Source organism: Micromonospora sp. NPDC057141 (assembly GCF_042670805.1).
GTDB lineage: Bacteria > Actinomycetota > Actinomycetes > Mycobacteriales > Micromonosporaceae > Micromonospora.
Window position 1 is genome coordinate 58,775 of record NZ_JBHUVA010000020.1, and the last position, 14,518, is coordinate 73,292.

General features: G+C 72.0%; 18 protein-coding genes. All 18 read left to right on the plus strand.

The features are described 5' to 3' along the window. Positions 1-126: 126 nt before the first annotated feature. The 18 genes from paaA to ACFT41_RS14095 all read left to right on the plus strand — a co-directional run bounded on the left by paaA (position 127) and on the right by ACFT41_RS14095 (position 14,495). Positions 127-1,215 carry a 1,2-phenylacetyl-CoA epoxidase subunit PaaA gene (gene paaA / locus ACFT41_RS14010; protein WP_377580867.1) on the plus strand — a complete coding sequence of 363 codons (1,089 nt, stop codon included), beginning with the start codon at positions 127-129 and terminating at the stop codon, positions 1,213-1,215. Then, positions 1,212-1,505, plus strand: a complete 294-nt coding sequence (gene paaB / locus ACFT41_RS14015) for a 1,2-phenylacetyl-CoA epoxidase subunit PaaB (protein WP_377580865.1) — start codon at positions 1,212-1,214, stop codon at positions 1,503-1,505. Before paaA ends, paaB begins: the two co-directional genes overlap by 4 nt. Continuing rightward, the gene (gene paaC, locus ACFT41_RS14020) at positions 1,502-2,227 is read left to right on the plus strand and encodes a 1,2-phenylacetyl-CoA epoxidase subunit PaaC (protein WP_377580862.1); all 726 of its coding nucleotides are present in this window, start codon (positions 1,502-1,504) and stop codon (positions 2,225-2,227) included. Before paaB ends, paaC begins: the two co-directional genes overlap by 4 nt. Next, complete coding sequence (gene paaD / locus ACFT41_RS14025; protein WP_377580860.1) at positions 2,221-2,721, plus strand: 1,2-phenylacetyl-CoA epoxidase subunit PaaD; 501 nt, start codon at positions 2,221-2,223, stop codon at positions 2,719-2,721. The genes paaC and paaD overlap by 7 nt, the downstream gene beginning before the upstream one ends. Next, positions 2,718-3,857, plus strand: a complete 1,140-nt coding sequence (paaE, locus tag ACFT41_RS14030; RefSeq protein WP_377580857.1) for a 1,2-phenylacetyl-CoA epoxidase subunit PaaE — start codon at positions 2,718-2,720, stop codon at positions 3,855-3,857. The genes paaD and paaE overlap by 4 nt, the downstream gene beginning before the upstream one ends. A 50-nt stretch (positions 3,858-3,907) precedes the next feature. After that, entirely contained in the window at positions 3,908-4,186 is a 279-nt protein-coding gene (locus ACFT41_RS14035; RefSeq protein ID WP_377580854.1) for a type II toxin-antitoxin system Phd/YefM family antitoxin, read from the plus strand. After that, positions 4,183-4,593: a type II toxin-antitoxin system VapC family toxin gene (locus ACFT41_RS14040; RefSeq protein WP_377580851.1), complete on the plus strand. Its 411-nt coding sequence runs from the start codon at positions 4,183-4,185 to the stop codon at positions 4,591-4,593. Before ACFT41_RS14035 ends, ACFT41_RS14040 begins: the two co-directional genes overlap by 4 nt. A 337-nt stretch (positions 4,594-4,930) precedes the next feature. Then, the gene (locus ACFT41_RS14045) at positions 4,931-5,485 is read left to right on the plus strand and encodes a DUF5753 domain-containing protein (protein ID WP_377580848.1); all 555 of its coding nucleotides are present in this window, start codon (positions 4,931-4,933) and stop codon (positions 5,483-5,485) included. After that, positions 5,478-5,666 carry a DUF397 domain-containing protein gene (locus tag ACFT41_RS14050; RefSeq protein ID WP_377581023.1) on the plus strand — a complete coding sequence of 63 codons (189 nt, stop codon included), beginning with the start codon at positions 5,478-5,480 and terminating at the stop codon, positions 5,664-5,666. The genes ACFT41_RS14045 and ACFT41_RS14050 overlap by 8 nt, the downstream gene beginning before the upstream one ends. A 211-nt stretch (positions 5,667-5,877) precedes the next feature. Beyond that, positions 5,878-7,068 (plus strand): cyclic dehypoxanthinyl futalosine synthase, encoded by a 1,191-nt coding sequence (mqnC, locus tag ACFT41_RS14055; RefSeq protein WP_377580846.1) that lies wholly within the window; start codon positions 5,878-5,880, stop codon positions 7,066-7,068. A 377-nt stretch (positions 7,069-7,445) separates the two neighbouring features. Continuing rightward, positions 7,446-8,684, plus strand: coding sequence for a cell wall anchor protein (locus ACFT41_RS14060; protein WP_377580844.1), 1,239 nt, complete (start codon positions 7,446-7,448; stop codon positions 8,682-8,684). A 76-nt stretch (positions 8,685-8,760) separates the two neighbouring features. Then, positions 8,761-9,474, plus strand: coding sequence for a demethylmenaquinone methyltransferase (locus tag ACFT41_RS14065; RefSeq protein WP_377580842.1), 714 nt, complete (start codon positions 8,761-8,763; stop codon positions 9,472-9,474). 97 nt (positions 9,475-9,571) lie between these two features. Next, entirely contained in the window at positions 9,572-9,823 is a 252-nt protein-coding gene (locus ACFT41_RS14070; RefSeq protein ID WP_377580839.1) for a hypothetical protein, read from the plus strand. Positions 9,824-9,979: 156 nt separating this feature from the next. After that, positions 9,980-11,254 carry a geranylgeranyl reductase family protein gene (locus ACFT41_RS14075; RefSeq protein ID WP_377580837.1) on the plus strand — a complete coding sequence of 425 codons (1,275 nt, stop codon included), beginning with the start codon at positions 9,980-9,982 and terminating at the stop codon, positions 11,252-11,254. A 136-nt stretch (positions 11,255-11,390) separates the two neighbouring features. Then, positions 11,391-11,756 (plus strand): NADH-quinone oxidoreductase subunit A, encoded by a 366-nt coding sequence (locus tag ACFT41_RS14080; protein WP_377580834.1) that lies wholly within the window; start codon positions 11,391-11,393, stop codon positions 11,754-11,756. Between the two features lie 14 nt (positions 11,757-11,770). Continuing rightward, a complete protein-coding gene (locus ACFT41_RS14085; RefSeq protein WP_007074124.1) occupies positions 11,771-12,448 on the plus strand; it encodes an NADH-quinone oxidoreductase subunit B family protein in 678 nt (225 codons plus the stop codon). After that, positions 12,445-13,173, plus strand: coding sequence for an NADH-quinone oxidoreductase subunit C (locus tag ACFT41_RS14090; protein ID WP_377580832.1), 729 nt, complete (start codon positions 12,445-12,447; stop codon positions 13,171-13,173). Before ACFT41_RS14085 ends, ACFT41_RS14090 begins: the two co-directional genes overlap by 4 nt. Next, positions 13,170-14,495, plus strand: a complete 1,326-nt coding sequence (locus ACFT41_RS14095; RefSeq protein ID WP_377580830.1) for an NADH-quinone oxidoreductase subunit D — start codon at positions 13,170-13,172, stop codon at positions 14,493-14,495. The genes ACFT41_RS14090 and ACFT41_RS14095 overlap by 4 nt, the downstream gene beginning before the upstream one ends. Positions 14,496-14,518: the final 23 nt, after the last annotated feature.

A 14,518-nucleotide genomic window follows, 5' to 3' on the forward strand; every position in this document is an offset into this window, starting at 1 on the left:
AGCCATGTCATACCTGCGCCCCGACCTGCGGCAATGTGAAATGGGGTCAAGTCATCACGGAAGGTGTGTTCGGAATTCTGTGACACCCTCTGGCGTCGGCAGGCGCGAGCTGTAACACTTGTCGTCATGTATGGCAACGACTTCTCCGCCCCGGAGAACGCGCCCGGCGGTGGCCTGCTCGGCGAGGTGGCGGCGGCGGAGGCGGCGCTGCGCGAGGCGGCGACCCGGCAGCGGGGCAGCGATGCCCCCGGCCCGGACGCCGACCTGGAGGCATACTTCGCCGACGTGATCGACGCCGACCAGAAGATCGAGCCCCGCGACTGGATGCCCGAGGCGTACCGGAAGACGCTCATCCGGCAGATCGCCCAGCACGCGCACTCCGAGATCATCGGGATGCAGCCGGAGGGAAACTGGATCAGCCGCGCCCCCTCGCTCAAGCGCAAGGCCATCCTGCTGGCCAAGGTCCAGGACGAGGCCGGGCACGGCCTCTACCTGTACGCCGCCGCCGAGACTCTCGGCGTCAGCCGCGACGAGCTGGTCCAGTTCCTGCTCGACGGGCGGCAGAAATACAGCTCGATCTTCAACTACCCCACCCTGAGCTGGGCCGACGTGGGAGTGATCGGCTGGCTGGTCGACGGCGCGGCGATCGTCAACCAGGTGCCGTTGTGCCGCTGCTCCTACGGCCCGTACGCCCGGGCCATGATCCGGGTCTGCAAGGAGGAGTCGTTCCACCAGCGCCAGGGCTACGAGATCCTGCACACCCTCGCCCACGGCACCCCCGCGCAGAAGGCCATGGCCCAGGACGCGGTCGACCGCTGGTGGTATCCGTCGCTGGCCATGTTCGGCCCGCCCGACGGCGATTCCACCCACTCCGCCCGGTCGATGGCCTGGAAGATCAAGCGGTTCTCCAACGACGAGCTGCGCCAGCGCTTCGTCGACATGTGCGTGCAGCAGGCCGAGATCCTCGGCCTCACCCTGCCCGACCCCGACCTGCGCTGGAACGAGCAACGCCAGGCGTACGACTTCACCGAGCCGGACTACGCCGAGCTGATGCGGGTGATCTCCGGCGAGGGCCCGTGCAACCGGCAGCGGATGGAACACCGCCGCCGCGCCCACGCCGAGGGCGCGTGGGTCCGCGAGGCCGCCGCCGCGTACGCCGCGAAGCGTTCGACCGCGCAGGGGCGGGCCGAGACGAAGGAGGCGATCGCCGCATGAGCGGGACCGACAGCGCGACCCCGCTGTGGGAGGTCTTCGTGCGGGCCCGGCGCGGGCTGGCGCACACCCACGTCGGCAGCCTGCACGCCCCCGATGGCGAGCTGGCCCTGCGTAACGCCCGCGACCTCTACACCCGCCGCCAGGAGGGGGTGTCGATCTGGGTGGTGCCGTCCGGCGCGATCACCGCGTCCAGCCCCGACGAGAAGGACGTCTTCTTCGACCCGGCGGCCGACAAGGTCTACCGCCACCCCACCTTCTACGAGGTGCCGGACGGGGTGTCCCACCTGTGAGGAATCCCTTCGGCTTCGCCCTCGCCCTCGGCGACGACGCGCTGGTCGCCGCGCAGCGCCTCGGCGAGTGGACCAGCCGCGCCCCGGAGATGGAGGAGGACGTCGCGCTGGCCAACATCGCCCTCGACCAGCTCGGCGCGGCCCGGCTCCTGCTCACGTACGCGGGCGAGCTGGAGGACGCCGGCCGCGACGAGGACACGCTGGCGTACCTGCGCGACGACCGGGGGTTCCGCAACTGCCTGCTGGTCGAGCTGCCCAACGGCGACTTCGCGGTGACCATGGCGAAGCTGCTGTTCCTGTCGGCCTACCAGTTCCCGCTCTACTCCGCGCTGGCCGGTTGCGCCGACGAGCGGCTCGCCGCCATCGGGGCGAAGGCGCGCAAGGAGTCCGCGTACCACCGGGACCACGCCGCGCTCTGGGTGCGCCGGCTCGGCGACGGCACCGCCGAGTCGCACCGCCGCATGCAGGCCGCCGTGGACCAGACCTGGTCGTACACGCACGAGCTGTTCGCGCCGTGGCCGGGCGCACCGGTCGACCCGGCCACCCTGCGGGGCGACTTCGACGCGTACGTCGGGCCGGTGCTGGTCGAGGCCACGCTGACCCGGCCGGCGGACGGCTGGGCCCCGGCCGGCGGGCGGGACGGCCTGCACACCGAGCACCTGTCGTTCCTGCTGGCGGAGATGCAGGTGCTGCACCGCGCCCACCCGGGGGCAAAATGGTAGACCCGAGGGAGGCCGTGGCGGCGGTGGTGGACCCGGAGATCCGGGTGATCACCATCGACGAGCTGGGCATCCTGCGGGCGGTCGACCAGGACCGGGCCACCGGTCGGGTCACCGTGACCATCACCCCCACCTACACCGGCTGCCCGGCGATGGACGTGATCCGGGCCGACATCCGGCGGGCGCTGGCCGCCGCCGGCCACCCCGACGCCGAGGTCCGCACGGTCTACGCCCCGGCCTGGAGCACCGACTGGATCTCCGACGCCGGCCGGGCGAAGCTGGCCGCCGCCGGCATCGCCCCGCCGCCGGTGGCCCCGGCCGTCGCCGCCCCGGCCGCCGGAGCCGGCACCGTCGTGCCGCTGACCCTCGCCGTCCGCTGCCCGCGCTGCGGCTCGGCGGAGACCGAGCAGGTCAGCCGATTCGGCTCCACCGCGTGCAAGGCCCTGTGGCGCTGCCGCGCCTGCCGTGAACCCTTCGACCACCTGAAGGCGCTGTGACTGTCACGATCACCCGTCCGGTCCGCCGCCGGCCGGCCTTCCACCCGCTGCCCGTCGCCGCCGTCGACCGGCTCACCGCCGACGCCGTGGCGATCACCTTCGCCGTGCCCGAGGAGCTGCGGGCGGTCTTCGCGTTCTCCGCCGGCCAGCACCTCACCGTGCGGCTGCCCGCCGGTTCCGCCGGCACTACCGGTGCTTCCGATGCCGGCGGGGCGGACGTGCGCCGGTCGTACTCGATCTGCTCGACGCCCGACGACCTGGCCCGGCACGGCCGGCTGCGGATCGGGGTGCGGGAGATCCCCGGGGGCGCGTTCTCGGCCTACGCCTGCTCGGTCCTGCGGCACGGCGACACCGTCGAGGTGCTGCCCCCGCTGGGGCACTTCACCACGGCGTTCGACCCGGGCCGGGCCCGCCGCTACGGCGCGGTGGCCGCCGGCTCCGGCATCACCCCGGTGCTCGCGCTGGTCGCCACGGCCCTGGCCGTCGAGCCGGCCAGCACCTTCACCCTGGTGTACGGCAACCGCACGGCGAACTCGGTGATGTTCGCCGAGGAGCTGGCCGACCTGAAGGACCGCTACCCGACGCGGCTGCACCTGGTGCACGTGCTGTCCCGGGAGCCGGGCGAGTCGCCGTTGCTGTCGGGGCGGATCGATGCCGACCGGTTGGGCCGCCTGCTGGGCACGATCGTGCCGGGCGACGCGATCGACGAGTGGTTCCTCTGCGGCCCGTACGGCATGGTGGTCGACGCGAAGGCGGTGCTCGCCGCGCGGGGCCTGCCGGAGTCGGCGGTGCACGCGGAGCTGTTCCACGTCGCCGAGACGCCCGTTCCGTCGCCGCGGCGTCCGGCCGAGTCGACCGGGGACGCCGAGGTGACGATCGTGCTGGACGGCCGGTCGTCGACGTTCGCGATGGGTCGCGAGGAGCGGGTACTCGACGCGGCGCTGCGGGTGCGCGGCGAGCTGCCGTACGCGTGCAAGGGCGGGGTCTGCTCGACCTGCCGGGCGAAGGTGGTCGGCGGTGCGGTGACGATGGCCCGCAACTATGCCCTGGAGCCGGACGAGGTCGCCGCCGGTTACGTGCTGACCTGCCAGTCCACCCCCACCACCGACACCCTCACGGTCGACTACGACGCGTAGGCGGTTCTCCGGGCCGGGGGTGTAGGACTTTCTGTTCTACACTTGTCCCCGTGGAGCAGATCGCGGTGCGTGAACTCAACCAGCACACCAGCCGGGTGCTGGCCCGGGTGCGGGCCGGTGAGACCGTCGAGGTGACCGATCGGGGCCGCCCGGTCGCCCGGTTGGTGCCCATTGTCGCGGGGGACGCCGTCCTCGGGCGCCTTGTCGCGGAGGGCCGGGCCGTGGCACCCACGTCGACCGGGCCGGTGCCGCTCCCGCCGGTGCTGGGAGACCCGGCCGTCGACGTCGCGGCGGCCCTCGTCGAGGCCCGGGACGAGGAACGCTGGTGATCTACCTCGACTCTGCCGCGATCATCAAGCTGCTTCGTCGGGAGGCGGAGACCGAGGCGCTCGTCGCCTGGCTCAACGAGCGCACCGGCATGTCCCTGGTCGCCTCCGCCCTGGTGGAGGTCGAGGTGCCCAGAGCCCTACGGCGTTCCGCCCCGCAGGCCCTGGTGGGGGTGCCGGCGGCGCTGTCGCGGCTCTACCGGGTGGAGATCGACGCCACCGTACGGTCGGTCGCCGGCTCGTACGCGGATCCGCTGCTCCGCAGCCTCGACGCGATCCACCTCGCCACGGCGCAGCTTCTAGCCGCCGAGGCCGGCGACGACTTCGCGGGCTTCGTCACGTACGACCGGCGGCTCCTGGACCTGGCCAAGGGAGTCGGCCTCGCCGTCGCCAGCCCCGGGGCCGCATAGCCGGCGGGTTCCGCGCCCAGGCCGGCCGGGGGCGCGGCCCGACGGGCGGTGCGTGCCGGTCGTTCGACCTCGCTCCCGGCCGCGAGCTCACCAGCTGGGCCGTGTTCCCGGTGGCGCCGCAGGCCGGCTCGCCCTTCTAACTGTCCTGGTACGACCTCCCCGCCAGCGACCTCACCCTGCGCTGACTCGGTGTGGTCGGGCGTCCGCGGCCCTCCGGACCTTGGACAGTTGCCGCACGGAGCTGACAGGAAGTGTCCAAGGTCTGGACGGCGCGGCCGACGTCCGGGTGCCGGAGCGCTCTCCCGCCGGTGATTCCGGACGGTGTCCCGGGACCGGGGTGAATCTTGGAAGATTCCGGCCCCCAGAGGGGCCTCATTCTTCCAAGGTCCTGCAGACCCCGGACTACGCCCAGGCGGTGATGGTCGGCTGCGGGGTGCCGCCCGGCGACGCGCAGGGGCGGGTGGCGGCCCGGCTGGGCCGGCAGGCGATCCTGAGCCGCCCCACCCCACCCGCGCTCCACGCGCTGCTCGACGAGGCGGTGTTGCGCCGGGCGCTCGGCGGCCCCCAGGTGATGGCCCGGCAGCTCCGGCACCTGGTCGAAGCGGCCGAGCGGCCGACGGTGACGCTGCGGGTGGTGCCGCTGACGGCCGGCGCGCACACCGGCCTGGACGGCTCGTTCGCGCTCTTCGACTTCCCGCGCAACCGGTCGGTGGTCTATCTCGACCACAAGCTGACCGGGTTGTTCCTGGAGGAGCCCGAGCAGGTGGCCGTGTTCCGCCGGGCGGCGGAGGCCTTGGCTGCGATCGCCTTGAGCCCGGCCGATTCGAAGGACATCGTCGCGCGGATCGCGGCGGAGCACGAGCGAGGGGGAGTCTCCGATGGCCATGCCTGACTTCTGCGGAGCGACTTGGCGCAAGTCATCCCGCAGCGGATCTGACAGTGACTGCGTGGAGGTGGCGGAGGCGGCGCAGGCGGTCGGCGTACGTGACTCGAAGGACCCGGCCGGGCCGGTGCTGGCCTTCGACCGGCGGGCCTGGACCGCCTTCGTCGCCGGTCTGCCGGGCCGGGCCTGACCGTCCGGCGGCGGGTGACCGCCTCCGGCCGCCGCCACGGTCGCGGCGATCCCTCCGGACCTTGGACAGTTGCTGCGCCGAGCTGACACCAGGTGTCCAAGATCTGGCGTGGGCCGGTGGCAGCGCCAGCGGCGGGGCGGCGGGTGCGGGACGCGTCACGCGCCGCGCACCCCTGCGGGCCTGGACGGCCGCCCGGCGTACGCTCGGAGGCGTGACGGTGAGCCGGGAGATCGACGACATCCTGCAACGCGGCGCGGACGGCGGGCGGATCACGCCCGAGGAGGCCCTGCTGCTCTACACCGAGGCGCCCTTCCACGCCCTCGGCGAGGCGGCCGACGCGGTGCGTCGGCGGCGCTACCCCGACAACATCGTCACCTACCTGATCGACCGCAACATCAACTACACGAACGTCTGCGTGACGGCGTGCAAGTTCTGCGCCTTCTACCGCGCGCCCAAGCACAAGGAGGGGTGGACCCACCCGACCGAGGAGATCCTGCGTCGCTGCGGCGAGGCGGTCGAGCTGGGCGCCACCCAGGTCATGCTCCAGGGCGGCCACCACCCCGACTATGGCGTGGAGTATTACGAGGAGCTGTTCTCCTCGGTCAAGCAGGCGTACCCGCAGCTCGCCATCCACTCCATCGGGCCGAGCGAGATCCTGCACATGGCCAAGGTCTCCGGCGTGAGCCTCGACGAGGCCATCGCGCGGATCAAGGCCGCCGGGCTCGACTCGATCGCCGGGGCCGGCGCGGAGATGCTGCCGGACCGGCCGCGCAAGGCGATCGCCCCGCTCAAGGAGTCCGGCGCGCGCTGGCTGGAGGTCATGGAGCTGGCCCACCGGCAGGGCCTGGAGTCGACCGCCACGATGATGATGGGCACCGGCGAGACGGCCGCCGAGCGGATCGAGCACCTGCGGATGATCCGCGACGTGCAGGACCGCACGCGGGGCTTCCGGGCGTTCATCCCGTGGACGTACCAGCCGGAGAACAACCACCTGAAGGGCCGCACCCAGGCGACGACGCTGGAATACCTGCGCCTGGTCGCGGTCTCCCGGCTCTTCTTCGAGACCGTGCCGCACCTGCAGGCGTCCTGGCTGACCACCGGCAAGGACGTCGGCCAGCTCGCCCTGCACATGGGCGTGGACGACCTCGGCTCGATCATGCTGGAGGAGAACGTGATCTCCTCGGCGGGCGCCCGGCACCGGTCCAACCTGCACGAGCTGATCGGCATGATCCGCTCGGCGGACCGCATCCCCGCCCAGCGGGACACCCTCTACCGCCGGCTCGCGGTGCACCACACCCCGGCCGACGACCCGACCGACGACCGGGTGGTCTCGCACTTCTCGTCGATCGCGCTGCCGGGCGGCGGTGTCGGGAAGTCCCTGCCGCTGGTCGAGGTGAGCTGACCCTCCGCGCTGCGGTGGGCACGGTGGGCGAGGGTGGGCCCCCCGGTCGGCTGGTGATCGATCGGCGGTCCGGACAGTTCTGCTGGTCCTGTCGGACCTGGTGTGCGTCCTGCCCCGCGAAAGGGTCGCGCAGGTCACCCCGGGTCGCTAACGTCCCCCGCGACGTGTTCGAGGTTCAGTCCTCCATCGGCCCATGGGGGCCGTTCACATAATGCACCGCGGTGAGGGCGGGATGGGTGACCATCCCGCCCTCACTGTCGGTACGGGTGGTGGCCGGACAGATGAACAACGCGCGCCACCGCTGGCGCGAACGATCTACCTCGGATAACGTCCGCTCGATTCCGCAACCTCCCTCCTCTCCAGACCCCGGGGGATCAATGACCTCATTTCACCGCTCGGCGCTGGCCCGTGTCGGCGCCGCTGCGCTGCTGGCCACCGGCGGCCTGGCCACCGTGGCCGCCCCGGCGCAGGCGGCCGACCAGGCCGACCTGGCGCTCGTTCCGCTCAGCTACAACCTGGCCAGGGGCGTGCAGGCGGCCAAGGCCAAGCCGTTCAAGTTCACCGTCGACAACACCCGCAGCTCGGCCGTGGCCCGGGACGTCCGGGTCACCGTGGAGACGAAGGGGCTGACCAGGCGGGTCGGCTTCGTCGTCCCCGAGGGCTGCGACGTCGCCGGCACCACCTTCACCTGCCTGCTCGGCGACCTCGCCGGCGGCACCAGCGAGGACTTCGGCATCCCGCTGTTCAGCACGGGCCTCCAGGGCAAGGGCGGCGCGCTGAAGGTCACGATCGCCTCGGCGACCGCCGACCCGAACACCGACGACAACTCCGAGACCGTCGACATCACCGTCACCCGCCCCGGCTACGACCTCACCTCCTGGGTGCAGGACGGCTACGCCAACGTCGTGGTCGACGGCGCGCAGAACAGCGAGCCGGACCTCAAGCCGATCCCGCGCGGCGGGACCGCCCCGCTGGACTGGGCGGTCTACAACGACGGCAGCCGCAGGGCGACGGGCATCTTCTACATGCTCACCCTGCCGGCCAAGGTCAGCTTCGCGAAGCTGCCCGACAACTGCGTCGAGCAGGAGATCGGCGGGCTGGCCCAGGCGCTCTGCGAGGACGCCGGAGCGGTGGTGAAGCCGGGCGAGTACTACACCGACGACGTGCGGGTGAAGGTCGCCGAGGACGCGGCCGAGCCGGTCCTGCGCCCCGGCGAGCTGTTCGCGTACGGGCTGGACGGGGCGGAGGGCGAGCCCGAGGAGGAGCCGCAGGTCGCCTCCTCGGCGCAGCGTCGCGCGTTCGCGGAGACGGACGAGGTCGACAACCAGGCCGTGTTCGACGTGTTCGTGGACCTGGCCACCCAGCCCAGCCCCACGCCCACCCCGACCGGTGAGCCGACCGCTACGCCGACCGCGTCGCCCTCCGGGCAGCCGAGCGTCACCCCCTCGCCGAGCACCGGCGGTGGCGGCGGCGGGCTGCCGGTGACCGGCGCGCAGGTCGGCCTGATCGGTGGCGTCGGCGCGGCCGTGCTGCTGGTCGGCGGCGTGCTGCTGGTGCTGGCCCGCCGGCGCCGGGTGGTGCTGGTCACTCCGGGGGACGAAAAGTCCACCGACTGACGGCACGACGGTACGGGCGGGGTGGGCGACCACCCCGCCCGTACCGCGTCCGGGCGGCGGCTGGCAGAGTGGAGGGGTGAGCCGTACCCCGCAGGGCCAGCGCGCCAGCCTGGACAAGCAGCCGCACGAGGTCGCCGCGATGTTCGACGGGGTGGCGGCCCGCTACGACCTGACCAACACGGTCCTCTCCTTCGGGCAGGACCGGTCGTGGCGGCGGGCCACCCGGGCGGCCCTGGGGCTCGGCCCCGGCGACCGGGTGCTGGACGTGGGCGCGGGCACCGGCGTCTCGACGGAGGAACTGTCCCAGTCCGGCGCGTACGCGGTCGGCGCCGACCTCTCCCTCGGCATGCTGCATGCCGGCAAGCGGTCCCGCCCGACGGTGCCGCTGCTGGCCGGGGACGCGCTGCGGCTGCCCTTCGCCGACGCCAGCTTCGACGCGGTGACCATCTCCTTCGCGCTGCGCAACGTGTCGAACACCGATGCCGCCCTGCGCGAGCTGGCCCGGGTCACCCGGCCCGGCGGCCGGCTGGTGGTCTGCGAGTTCAGCACCCCGGTCAACCCCGCGTTCCGGACGGTCTACCTGTCGTACCTGATGCGGTCGTTGCCGGCGGTGGCCCGCACGGTGTCGAGCAACCCGGAGGCGTACGTCTACCTGGCCGAGTCGATCCGGGCGTGGCCGGATCAGCCGGCCCTGGCCGGGCGGATCGGCGCGACCGGCTGGGAGCGGGTGGCGTGGCGCAATCTCACGGGCGGCGTGGTGGCCCTGCACCGCGCGACCCGGCGCGCCTGACCCGCCCTGACCCACCCTGACCCGCGCGCCGACTCGGTTCGCCCTCGCCTTTCCTAATTGTGCCGAAATGGTCTACTTTGCCGCTTAGGCTCGCTCCATGACCGGAGCAGATCAGGCGGGCGGTGTGCCGCCGGCCGACGACGCGGCGGAGCTGGTCGCCCAGCTCCGGGACCTTGCCGGTGCCGATCCCGCCGACGTGCGCCGGGTGGTGGCCGAGGTGCTGGCCGCGCTCGACCGGGTGGCCGGCGGCGCGCTGCGCGAACACCTGCCCGAGTCGATCCGGCCCGACGCCGGGCTGGACGCCACGCCCGACGCCGGGCTGGACGTCGCAGCCCCCGCCCCGCGCTGACGAGCGAAGTGGACCTTGCTGATCGCTGAAGTGGACCTTGATAGCCCTCACCTCGGCAAGTTAGGGTCGCCTAACCGGGCGTGGGCGTAACGCCGGTCATAGACTCCACCCGACTGGCTTGTGAAGCATTTCACGAGCATGCGGGAGGAGGCGCAGATGACCGCGGTGGAGCACGACGCCGACGTGATCGTCGTGGGCGCCGGCCCCGGCGGCTCGGCGACGGCATACCACCTGGCGCGGCACGGCGTACGGGTGCTGCTGCTGGAGAAGACCGAGTTCCCCCGGGAGAAGGTCTGCGGCGACGGGCTGACCCCGCGCGCGGTCCGGCAGCTCATCCGGATGGGCGTGGACACCTCGACCGGGGCGGGCTGGCTGCACAACCGGGGCCTGCGGGTGATCGGCGGCGGCGTCCGCCTGGAGCTGGACTGGCCCGACCTGGCCAGCTTCCCCAACTACGGCCTGGTCCGCACCCGGCTCGACTTCGACGACCTGCTCGCCCAGCGCGCCGTCTCGGCCGGGGCGAAGCTGCGCACCAGCGTGAACGTGACCGGCCCGGTGCTCGACGCCGACGACCGGGTCGTCGGCGTGGTGGCCGAGGTCGGCCCGGAGAAGGAGCCCGCCACCTTCCGCGCGCCGCTGGTGGTCGCCGCCGACGGCGTCTCCGGCCGCTTCCCGCTCGCCCTCGGGCTGGCCAAGCGCGAGGACCGGCCGATCGGCGTGGCCGTCCGGCGCTACTACCGCTCGCCCGCCAAGCACGACGACGACTATCTGGAGTCGTGGCTGGAGCTGCGCGGCAAGGGCAACGGCGAGCTGCTGCCCGGCTACGGCTGGATCTTCGGTCTCGGCGACGGGCGGGTCAACGCCGGCCTCGGCATCCTCAACTCCTCCACCGCCTTCGGCAAGACCAACTACCGGCGGCTGCTCACCGACTGGCTGGCCAACACCCCCGAGGACTGGGGGCTGACCGACGAGACGAACGCCGAGGGGCCGATCCTCGGCGCGGCGCTGCCGATGGGCTTCAACCGGGTGCCCCACTACACCCGGGGCGTCATGCTGGTCGGCGACTCCGGCGGCATGGTCAACCCGTTCAACGGCGAGGGCATCGCGTACGCGATGGAGTCCGGCGAGCTGGCCGCCGAGGTCGCGGTGCAGGCCCTCGCCCGGCCGGCCGGCGCCGAGCGGGAGCGGGCGCTGATGGCGTACCCGCAGGAGCTGAAGGCCCGCTTCGGCGGCTACTACCGGCTCGGCGGGATCTTCGTGAAGCTGATCGGCCGCCCCGAGATCATGCGGGTCGCCACGAAGCACGGCATGCCGCATCCCGCCCTGATGCGCTTCGTGCTCAAGCTGCTGGCCAACCTGACCGACCCGCGCGGCGGGGACGCGATGGACCGGGTCATCAACGCGATGACGAAGGCGGCGCCCGCCGTGTGAGTCTTCGGGCCGAGGTCGACGAGGACCGCCGGCCAGGCAGATATCGACCCCCGCCGACAGCCGTCGTGAGGGACGTGAATAGTGTGATTTTGGCCCACCACCGCCGAGGGCAGGGAAGGACGAGCAGGAGACCACGATGACGCTCTCGCCTTACGCACCCATTGTCGGGCTGTTCGCCCTCGCCGCGGGGTTCTCGCTGTTCTCCGTGGCCGCCGCCCGCTTCGCCGGCCCGCTCCGGTACAACAAGGCCAAGCTCGAGGCGTACGAGTGCGGCATCGAGCCCAGCCCACAGCCCGTCGGGGGCGGCCGGTTCCCGATCAAGTTCTACCTGACGGCGATGCTCTTCATCGTCTTCGACATCGAGATCATCTTCCTCTACCCCTGGGCGGTCTCGTTCGACGCCCTGCCGATCTTCGGCTTCGTGGAGATGGTCCTGTTCATCGTCGCGGTCTTCGTCGCGTACGCCTATGTGTGGCGGCGCGGCGGCCTGGACTGGGACTGAGGGAGGTACGTCAGATGGGTATCGAGGAGAAGCTTCCCGCCGGCGTCCTGCTCACCTCCGTGGAGAAGCTGGTCAACTGGTCGCGGAAGTCGTCCGTCTGGGGCGCCACCTTCGGCCTGGCCTGCTGCGCCATCGAGATGATGGCCGCCGGTGGCCCGCACTACGACATGGGCCGCTGGGGCATGGAGGTGTTCCGCGCCTCGCCCCGCCAGGCCGATCTGATGATCGTGGCCGGCCGGGTGAGCCAGAAGATGGCCCCGGTCCTGCGCCAGATCTACGACCAGATGGCCGAGCCCCGCTGGGTGCTCTCGATGGGCGTCTGCGCCAGCAGCGGCGGCATGTTCAACAACTACGCCATCGTGCAGGGCGTCGACCACATCGTCCCGGTCGACATGTACCTCCCGGGCTGCCCGCCCCGGCCGGAGATGCTCATCGACGCGATCCTCAAGCTCCGCGAGAAGATCATGTATGAGCCGCTGGGCCCGAACGGCCGCAAGATGCTCCAGGCCCGCCAGGAGCGCGGCGACGTCCCCGTCGTGCCGTACGGATCGATGCCGTCGTCGTACCGCAACGACAAGGCCCGGCGCGCCGAGTGGACCCGGGCGGTCCGCGAGGGGCGCGAGGAGCAGCTGCGGATCGAGAACTGGATGAACGCGCAGAACCACCTCCACCCGCACGGGGGCCCCAAGTGAGCGACAAGAACAGCACCGGCGGCGTACCGGTACCGGTGACGCCGGCCGGCGCGAGCAGCGGCGCGCCGGCCGAGCACCCGCCGTCCAGCCCCGCCGGGCGCGGCATGTTCGGCAACCAGGGCACCGGCGACGTCTCCGGCTTCGGCGGCCTGGTCCGCCGGCGCCGGCCGATCGAGGAGACCCCCCGGCCGTACGGGGGCTACTTCGACGAGGTCCGCGACGCGCTGGAGGAGGCGTACCCGGACTTCGGCGACGCGATCGAGAAAGTCGTGGTCGACCGGGGCGAGCTGACCCTGCACGTACGCCCGGAGCGCATCGCCGAGGTCTGCCAGGTGCTGCGCGACGACCTCGCGCTCCGCTTCGAGCTGTGTTCCTCGGTGTCCGGCGTGGACTACCTGGGCGCCGACGAGCGCCGGCTGCACGTGGTCTACCAGCTCACCTCCATGACCTACCGCCGCCGGCTGCGGCTGGAGGCCGCGGTCTCCGTCGAGGCCCCGCACCTGCCGAGTGTCACCGCCGTCTACCCGACCGCCGACTGGCAGGAGCGGGAGGCGTACGACATGTTCGGGATCGTCTTCGACGGCCACCCCAACCTGACCCGGATCCTCATGCCGGACGACTGGGAGGGGCACCCGCAGCGCAAGGACTACCCGCTCGGCGGCGTGCCCGTCGAGTACAAGGGCGCGGAGATCCCGCCGCCGGACACGCGGAGGTCGTACCAGTGACGACGTCGAACTACGCCACCGAGCGCGAGACGACCGAGGGCAAGGTCTTCACCGTCACCGGTGGGGACTGGGACCAGGTGGTCTCCGGCACGGACCCGATCAACGACGAGCGGATCGTCGTGAACATGGGTCCGCAGCACCCGTCGACCCACGGGGTGCTTCGGCTGATCCTGGAGCTGGAGGGCGAGACCGTCCGGGAGGCCCGGTCGGTCGTCGGTTACCTGCACACCGGCATCGAGAAGAACCTTGAATACCGCAACTGGGTCCAGGGTTCGACGTTCGTGACCCGGATGGACTACCTCGCCCCGATCTTCAACGAGACGGCGTACAGCCTCGCGGTGGAGAAGCTGCTCGGCATCACCGACGACGTCACCGAGCGGGCCACCACCATCCGGGTCCTGATGATGGAGCTCAACCGGATCTCGTCGCACCTGGTCTGGCTGGCCACCACCGGCATGGAGCTGGGCGCGATCTCGATCATGCTGTACGGCTTCCGCGAGCGGGAGTACATCCTCGACATCTTCGAGACCATCACCGGCCTGCGGATGAACCACGCGTACGTCCGGCCGGGCGGCGTGGCGCAGGACGTGCCGGACGACGCGATCCGCAAGATCCGCGACTTCCTGAAGATGATGCCGAAGAAGCTCAAGGAGTACGAGGACCTCCTCTCCGGCCAGCCGATCTGGACCGAGCGCACCAAGCACGTCGCGGTGCTCGACGTGACCGGCTGCCTGGCGCTGGGCGTCACCGGCCCGGTGCTGCGCTCCGCCGGCCTCGCCTGGGACCTGCGCAAGACCATGCCGTACTGCGGCTACGAGTCCTACGAGTTCGACGTGCCGACGCACCCGGACGGCGACGTCTGGGGCCGCTACCTGGTGCGGCTGGCCGAGATCCGGGAGTCGCTGAAGCTCGTCGAGCAGGCGCTGGACCGGCTGAAGCCGGGCCCGGTGATGGTGGCCGACCGCAAGATCGCCTGGCCGGCGCAGCTCGCCATCGGCGTGGACGGCATGGGCAACTCGCTGGAGCACGTCGCCAAGATCATGGGCCAGTCGATGGAGTCCCTGATCCACCACTTCAAGCTCGTCACCGAGGGCTTCCGGGTCCCGCCGGGCCAGGTGTACGTCGGCATCGAGTCGCCCCGCGGCGAGTTGGGCGTGCACGCGGTCTCCGACGGCGGCACCCGGCCCTACCGGGTGCACTACCGGGAGCCGAGCTTCGTCAACCTCCAGGCCCTCCCGGCGATGGCCGAGGGCGGCCTGATCGCCGACGTGATCGCCGGCGGCGCCTCGCTGGACCCCGTGATGGGTGGGTGTGACAGGTGAGCGCGAGGAGTGAGCTTGCGAGT